The organism is Stenotrophomonas sp. PS02300, assembly GCF_029959395.1.
Lineage (GTDB): Bacteria > Pseudomonadota > Gammaproteobacteria > Xanthomonadales > Xanthomonadaceae > Stenotrophomonas > Stenotrophomonas maltophilia_AD.
The window spans coordinates 1-5,704 of sequence record NZ_JASCOP010000186.1; the positions used below are offsets into that span (position 1 = coordinate 1).

Here is a 5,704-nt window from a genome sequence, read left to right on the forward strand (position 1 = left end):
CGGGGGGGCCCCCCCCCGCGCGGGCGCGCCGCCGGCGCGGCCCCCCCCGCAGCCGCAACGCGCACGACGAACTGGGCAATGACGCGGCGCTGTTCGGCATCGTCCAGGGCGGGGTCCACCACGACCTGCGCAGCCGCTCGGCCGAAGGCCTGCAGCAGATCGGCTTCGACGGCTACGCCATCGGCGGCCTGGCCGTGGGCGAGCCCGAGCACGAGCGCAACGCGATGCTCGACCACATGCACCCGATCCTGCCGGCCGACCGCCCGCGCTACCTGATGGGCGTGGGCCGGCCGGAAGACCTGGTCGAAGGCGTCGCCCGCGGCGTGGACATGTTCGATTGCGTGATGCCGACCCGCAACGCGCGCAACGGCCACTACTTCACCTCGTTCGGCACCGTGCGCATCCGCAACGCCCGCTATGAACGCGACATGGACACGATCGAGCCGGGCTGCGGCTGCCACGCCTGCACCAGCGGCTACACCCGCTCGTACCTGCGCCACCTGGACCGCTGCAATGAAATGTTGGCGCCGATGCTGGGCACCATCCACAACCTGTATTACTACGAGAAGCTGATGGCCGACATGCGCGCGGCCATCGCGGCGGGAACCTTCGAGGCCTTCCGCGAGTCCTTCTATGCGGCCCGGGGCATGGCCACGCCGCCGCTGTAAGCGGCCGGCCCGACCCCGATCCGGCGCGCGGACCCTGCCAAACGGCCCAAGGACGAAGTCCCGGGGCCGTGGCATACTTCGCGGCTGACCCCTGTTTCGCGGCGACACCCGACCCCATAAGGGTAGGGCGCCTCCCAACCCAAGGACACACCATGAACCTGATCGCCTTCCTGATTCCCGCCGCCCACGCCCAAGCCGCTGGTGGCCAGCCGCAGGGCATGGGCCTGACCACGCTGCTGTTCCCGATCATCCTGATCGCGATCATGTACTTCCTGATGATCCGCCCGCAGATGAAGCGCCAGAAGGAACACAAGGCGATGCTGGAGAAGATCAAGATCGGCGACGAAGTGCTGACCAACGGCGGCATCGCCGGCACCGTCAAGGCCATCGGCGACAACTTCGTCACCCTCGAAGTTGCCGACAACGTGAGCATCCGCGTGCAGAAGGGCGCCGTGGGCAACGTGCTGCCGACCGGCACCCTGAAGTCGGCCAACTAAGCCACTCCCTTTCCGAAGCACAACCGCGGCGCCGGGACTGGCGCCGCGCAGGAACCTGGCAATGCTTGAATTTCCACGCTGGAAGTACGTCGTCATCCTGATCGTACTGGCGCTCAGCGCGCTGTACGCGCTGCCCAACATCTACCAGAAGGACCCCGCCGTCCAGATCACCGCCAACCGTGGCGGCCAGGTCGATGACGCCCTTCGCACGCGCGTGCTGGCCGACCTGAAGCAGGCCGGGATCAACACCATCGGCGCGGAGAAGGAAGGCGAGAGCCTGATCGTGCGCCTGCCGGACCTGCAGACGCAGGCCGCAGCCAGCGCCAAGCTGCGCGACAGCGTGGGCGAGAACTACACGGTGGCCCTGAACCTGGCCTCGACCGTGCCGGACTGGCTGCAGCGCCTGGGCGGTCGCCCGATGGTGCTGGGCCTGGACCTGCAGGGTGGCGTGCACTTCGTGCTGCAGGTGGACCAGAAAGCGGCCATCGACAAGCGCATGGATGCCTACGCCGAAGACGTGCGCGGCACGCTGCGCGAAGCGCGCGTTCCGTTCCAGTCGGTGGAGCGTCGTCCGGACAATTCGATCGTCGCCACGCTGAGCCCGTCGGCTGATGATGCCGCCGCCGAGCGTGCCCGCCTGGCGCTGGTCAAGGCACAGCCCACCCTGGGCTATGACGTCTCGGGCAAGCGCCTCACCGTGACCGTGCCGGACGCCGAGCTGAGCCAGATCACCAACGGTGCGATCGAGCAGAACATCAACACGCTGCGCAACCGCGTCAACCAGCTGGGCGTGGCCGAACCGATCATCCAGCGCCAGGGTGCCGACCGCGTGGTCGTGCAGCTGCCGGGCGTGCAGGACACCGCCGAAGCCAAGCGCATGATCGGCGCGACCGCGACGCTGGAGTACCGCGCGGTGGTCGATGGCAACGCGCAGGATGCGATCGACACCGGCCGCATTCCGCCGGAAGCCAAGGTCTACAAGCGTCGCGACAGCGGCGTCCCGATCCTGCTGAACAAGCGCGTGATCGTCACCGGTGACCAGATGGTGGCCGCGCAGGCCGTGACCGACCAGACCACCGGTACCCCGTCGGTCAGCGTGACGCTCAACAGCGTCGGTGGCCAGCGCATGTTCGATTTCACCAGCGCCAATGTCGGCAAGCCGATGGCGGTGGTGTACACCGAGCGCGTGCCGACCGTGACCATGGTCGATGGCAAGGAAGTGCGCAGCTTCCGGGTCAACGAGGAAGTGATCTCGGTGGCCAACATCAACGGCGTGTTCGGCAAGAACTTCCAGACCACCGGCCTGGAGAAGAAGGAATCCGAAGACCTGGCCAAGCTGCTGAAGTCCGGCTCGCTGGCCGCGCCGATGGACTTCGTGGAAGAGCGCGTGGTCGGCCCGAGCCTGGGTGCGGAAAACGTGGAGCGCGGCATCACCGCGGTGATCTACGCCTTCATGTTCACGCTGGTCTTCTTCACCGTGTACTACCGCATGTTCGGCCTGATCACCTCGGCGGCGATGCTGTTCAACCTGCTGATCGTGGTGGCGGTGATGTCGCTGTTCGGTGCCACCATGACCCTGCCGGGCTTTGCCGGCCTGGCGTTGTCGGTGGGCCTGTCGGTCGACGCCAACGTGCTGATCAATGAACGTATCCGTGAAGAACTGCGTGCCGGCGTGCCGGGCAAGACCGCGATCGTGACCGGTTATGAACGCGCCAGCGGCACCATCCTCGACGCCAACCTGACCGGCCTGATCGTCGGCGTGGCCCTGTTTGCGTTCGGTACGGGTCCGCTGAAGGGCTTCGCCCTGACGATGATCATCGGCATCTTCGCCTCGATGTTCACTGCGATCACCGTATCGCGCGCACTTGCGACGCTGATCTACGGCCGCCGCAAGAAGCTCCAGAACGTGGCCATCTGACGGGACGACACGCACAATGAAACTGTTTCCGCTGCATATCCTCCCGAACGACACCAAGATCGACTTCATGCGTTGGCGCCATGTTGCAATGGCCGTCACCATCGCGTTGTTCCTGGCCTCCGTCGGCATCATCGCCTTCAAGGGCTTCACCTTCGCGCTCGATTTCACCGGCGGCACCCTGATCGAAGCCCGCTTCGAACGCCAGGTGGACGTCGAGGAAGTGCGCGCGCGCCTGGAATCCAACGGGTTCGAAGGCACCCAGGTGCAGAGCTTCGGTGGCAACACCGACGTGCTGATCCGCCTGGCCCCGCACGGCGAGCATGCCCCCGGCACCGGCGCTGCCAGTGAAGAGGACAAAGCCACCGGCGCGGCCGTGCTGAAGGCGATCACCACCAGCGACAACCAGGCCACCATCCTGCGCAACGAGTTCGTGGGCCCGCAGATCGGCAAGGACCTGGCCATGAACGGCCTGTACGCCACGATCTTCATGCTGGCCGGCTTCCTGATCTACATCGGGTTCCGGTTCGAGTGGAAGTTCGCGGTCACCGCCAGCATCGTGGCCCTGTTCGACCTGCTGGTGACGCTGGCTTACGTGTCGCTGCTGGGACGCGAGTTCGACCTGAACGTGCTGGCCGGCCTGCTGTCGGTGATGGGCTTTGCGATCAACGACATCATCGTGGTGTTCGACCGTGTCCGCGAAAACTTCCGCAGCCTGCGCGTGGAACCGCTGGAAGTGCTGAACCGCTCGATCAACCAGACGCTGTCGCGTACGGTGATCACCGCGGTGATGTTCTTCCTGTCGGCACTGGCGCTGTACATGTACGGTGGCGCGTCGATGGAAGGCCTGGCCGAGACTCACATGATCGGTGCGGTGATCGTGGTGCTGTCCTCGATCCTGGTGGCCGTGCCGATGCTGACCATTGGCTTCCTGCGCGTGAGCAAGCAGGACCTGCTGCCCAAGGCCAAGGACATCGAAGCCCTGGAACGCCGGCCGTAACCGTTGCCGGCCCAGGCCGGCAACTCCGGTGGCACCTGAAGAAACCGCGCGCTGCGCGGTTTTTTCATGTCTACCGTACCGGGGCGTCGGTTGTGCTGTCTGGCCGTGCGCACTACGATTCCCGGGTTGCGTGCGGCCGTTCCCGAGGCCCACCATTCCCATCGAGGTCATCATGGTCATCAAACCGCGTGTGCGCGGCTTCATCTGCGTCACCACCCATCCGGTCGGCTGCGACGCAGCCGTCAAGCAGCAGATCGATTACATCCAGGCCCAGCCGAAGGTGCCGAACGGTCCCAAGCGGGTGCTGGTGCTGGGTGCGTCCACCGGTTACGGCCTGGCGGCGCGCATCACCGCGGCGTTCGGCAGCGGTGCGGCCACGCTGGGCGTGTTCTTCGAGCGCCCGGGCACCGAAACCAAGCCGGGCACGGCAGGCTGGTACAACTCGGCCGCGTTCCAGAAGTACGCCGAGCAGGCGGGCCTGTACGCGCGCAGCGTGAACGGCGATGCATTCTCGGACGAGGTCAAGGCCAAGGTCATCGAGCTGATCAAGCAGGACCTGGGCCAGGTCGACCAGGTGGTGTACAGCCTGGCGGCGCCGCGCCGCAAGCACCCGAAGACCGGTGAAGTGATCAGTTCCACGCTCAAGCCGATCGGCGCGCCGATCACGCTGCGCGGCCTGGATACGGACAAGGAAGTGATCACCGAAACCACGATCGAACCGGCCACGCCGGAAGAGATCGCGGGCACGGTGGCGGTGATGGGCGGCGAAGACTGGCAGATGTGGATCGACGCGCTGCTGGAAGCCGGTGTGCTGGCCGACGGCGCCACCACCACGGCCTTCACCTATGTGGGCGAAGAGATCACGCAGGCGATCTACTGGAACGGTTCGATCGGTGCGGCCAAGAAGGACTTGGACGAGAAGGTCGTGGGCATCCGTGCCAAGCTGGCGCCGATCAACGGTGACGCGCGCGTGTCGGTGCTCAAGGCGGTGGTGACCCAGGCCAGTTCGGCCATTCCGACCATGCCGCTGTACCTGTCGCTGCTGTTCAAGGTGATGAAGGAGCGCGGCACGCACGAGGGCTGCATCGAGCAGCTCGACACGTTGTACGACATCATCTACGGCGGCAAGGACAGCGGTGCGGCGGTCGAACGCCTGCGCCACCAGCTGCTGGCCGATGGCCGCACGGTGGAGCTGGTAGACGAAGCCGGCCGCCTGCGTGCGGACTACAAGGAAATGGCGCCGGACGTGCAGTCCGAAGTGGTTGCGCTGTGGCCGCAGGTCACCAACGAGAACCTGTACGAGATCAGCGACCTGGCCGGCTACAAGGCCGACTTCCTGCGCCTGTTCGGCTTCGGCGTGGACGGCGTGGATTACGAAGCGGACGTCGCTACCGACGTGACCATTCCGAACCTGGTTGATCTGACCTGAGTCTGGTCTGCTGAAAAGCTGAAAAGCTGAAATGCCGCCCGGTCTGGGCGGCATTTTTGCTTTTGGGTTCCGCGTAGAGCAGCGTCTCGATCCCTGCGAGTGGGTCGGCTGGCGGGCAGCCCTCTACGGGACACGCCGTAAACCCATCCATGGGGGCTTGGCAAAAACATCCATGTTTTTGACAGTCCCTACGAG

Annotated in this window: 5 protein-coding genes; all 5 read left to right on the forward strand. The window is 65.6% G+C overall.

Annotation, left to right across the window (positions count from 1 at the left end; translation table 11 throughout):
• Positions 1-668: tRNA guanosine(34) transglycosylase Tgt (locus QMX79_RS19695; protein WP_282248278.1), on the forward strand; the 668-nt coding region annotated here is incomplete at its 5' end.
• A 152-nt stretch (positions 669-820) separates the two neighbouring features.
• Positions 821-1,165 (forward strand): preprotein translocase subunit YajC, encoded by a 345-nt coding sequence (gene yajC / locus QMX79_RS19700; protein WP_282248280.1) that lies wholly within the window; start codon positions 821-823, stop codon positions 1,163-1,165.
• A 61-nt stretch (positions 1,166-1,226) separates the two neighbouring features.
• Positions 1,227-3,083: a protein translocase subunit SecD gene (gene secD / locus QMX79_RS19705; RefSeq protein ID WP_282248282.1), complete on the forward strand. Its 1,857-nt coding sequence runs from the start codon at positions 1,227-1,229 to the stop codon at positions 3,081-3,083.
• A gap of 16 nt (positions 3,084-3,099) precedes the next feature.
• A complete protein-coding gene (gene secF / locus QMX79_RS19710) occupies positions 3,100-4,080 on the forward strand; it encodes a protein translocase subunit SecF (RefSeq protein ID WP_282248283.1) in 981 nt (326 codons plus the stop codon).
• 172 nt (positions 4,081-4,252) lie between these two features.
• On the forward strand, positions 4,253-5,509 hold the full coding sequence (gene fabV / locus QMX79_RS19715) for an enoyl-ACP reductase FabV (RefSeq protein WP_282248284.1): 1,257 nt from the start codon (positions 4,253-4,255) through the stop codon (positions 5,507-5,509).
• Positions 5,510-5,704: the final 195 nt, after the last annotated feature.